A 2141-nucleotide genomic window follows, 5' to 3' on the forward strand; every position below is an offset into this window, starting at 1 on the left:
AATTAATTCAGCCTCAATTTTAAATAAATTAACAGAACTCAAGAATTAATTAAACAGGTTAATTTGTAGTTAAAAACAAATTAACGCAATTATAGTCTCATTAATTTAATCAATTATTGACGCAATAACTACAGCAATTATTAAATCAATAAAAAACACTTGATATAAAAGGATTTGTATCTTAAAATGGGTTTATAGCTATTTCATTGCGGAAATAACTAACGCAATAACTTTTGCATAATTGCCTTTATTATTGCATCAATTACTTCCGCATTCTAGGATTGGTGGTGAAGTTAATTGCAAGAGGTTCAATTTTTAGATATTCTTTTAGATAATTTGAGTAATGAAAGCAAATGGTTTTTATTTATTCTTCAACAAGAAGAACAACCAATTAATAAAGAGCTTTTGAAAGATATGGCAAATGAATTCTATTCTAAACGTAACACCGAAAAGGGGATTACAAATAGCGAACCACTAATTCCATCTCGTCATTTATTAGATATCCATACTGCTCGACTGGAAGGAGCAGGGTTAGTGCAAGTTCAAAAAGTGGGAAGAATACGAATGTATTCAATAACACCTTTAGGAGAGAAACTATTAAAGTACGCAACAAGCTAATTAATTTAATTAATGGAGGTATTTATGATGATTGAAACAAGAAATACTAAAGACAATTTATCAACTTTAATCCAGGACGGAAAAAACCTGAGTATGAAATTTGGCTTTCTAGGTTTAGGGATGGGAGGAACTTCTATCGCGGCTACTTGTGCAGATATTAAAACAAGCATTAAAAACAACCACCATCCGTATACTGCTTTACTTATTAATTCCAATGAAATTGATCTTACAAAAGTTCAACCGATTAATAGCAATACCAAAAAAATGTTAATTGGGGATGGTAAAGGCGCTGGTAGAGATATTATTATGGGTGAAGAATTATATAAAGCAAAAGCCGATGAAATCTCTAATGCCGTGAAAACACAATTTCAAGATGCTGATTATGTATGGCTTGTAGCTGGTTTAGGCGGTGGCACTGGAACTGGTGCTGTTATTCAAGCAATTGGTACATTATTAAATTCTGGTTTTAGCGGAAAGTTCGGAATGATTTTGACTTTACCTCGTTTAAAAGAAGGGAAGACGGTTCTCGACAATGCTTTACAGCGTCTTAAAAAGATTGGTAGTGTAATGGAGAACTTAGGACCAATTCTCTTAGTAGATAATGAAAAGTTATTTACTGAGTTTAGTTTAGAAAAGCCTAATTCATCAGTTTCAGAGTATCTAAAATTCTCAAATAAATATGTTGCTGAAGCTTTACACGAACTAAACACTGTAACAGCAAGTTACTTACCAACAAGTGAGTATCACTTTGATAGTTCAGAATTTGAAAAAATACTAAAAACACCAGGGCTTCTACACTTTGCACGTTTTACGGAAAAGGCTTCAACTATTGATGCATCTCAGCAATTGTCATATGCTCAAAAATTGAAAGACCTGATAAATAGAGGTGTACTTTCAGATGGATATGATCTTAATGCTGCTAAACGTCTTGCTGTAAGTGTATTAACAGATACATTAACAGCTAATAGACTATTTACATTTGAATTTACTAAAACAATGGAAGATTTAGTAAATGATATTTCACCTACCGCATTAGAGAAACCTATTGCAACGTACCAAACTAATGAACTAAAGGGAACAGCAGGTGTTTCTTTTTACGCAGTATTCGCAGGACTAGATCTACCAAAAGATCGAATCACTGAAATGGTCCTAGAACATAAAAAGTTACAAGAATTAGAGAATCAAAAGAAAGAAAAGATCGACTTATTTGCTGGTTTCGAGAGCGAATCTTCGAATAAACCTTCACCAAACAAATCTTTTGACGAATTGTTTGGGAACACTGAAAACGATAGTGACAAGGTAATCAGTGATAAAGATGCTTTAATGAATAAATTATTTGATAATTAATTAGTAATTAAGTGCTAATCCAATCGGATAGCACTTAATTTTTTTTTAATTAAAAACTAATTATCGTCAAAATACAGCATTACCTCTAATTAAAATACAATTAAACAGCAATTAGACACACCATCCAACGTAATCAATTAATTTACAACTAATTATTAAAGTAATTAATTAAATTA

Annotated in this window: 2 protein-coding genes; both read left to right on the top strand. The window is 31.5% G+C overall.

Translation table 11 applies throughout. From position 1 onward, the window contains the following. Positions 1–297: 297 nt before the first annotated feature. On the top strand, positions 298–618 hold the full coding sequence (locus tag PVA17_RS24645) for a hypothetical protein (protein WP_274069321.1): 321 nt from the start codon (positions 298–300) through the stop codon (positions 616–618). A 24-nt stretch (positions 619–642) separates the two neighbouring features. Then, complete coding sequence (locus PVA17_RS24650; protein ID WP_274069322.1) at positions 643–1965, top strand: plasmid replication protein; 1323 nt, start codon at positions 643–645, stop codon at positions 1963–1965. Positions 1966–2141 lie beyond the last annotated feature (176 nt).

The organism is Lysinibacillus sp. CNPSo 3705 (assembly GCF_028674935.1).
Classification (GTDB): domain Bacteria; phylum Bacillota; class Bacilli; order Bacillales_A; family Planococcaceae; genus Lysinibacillus.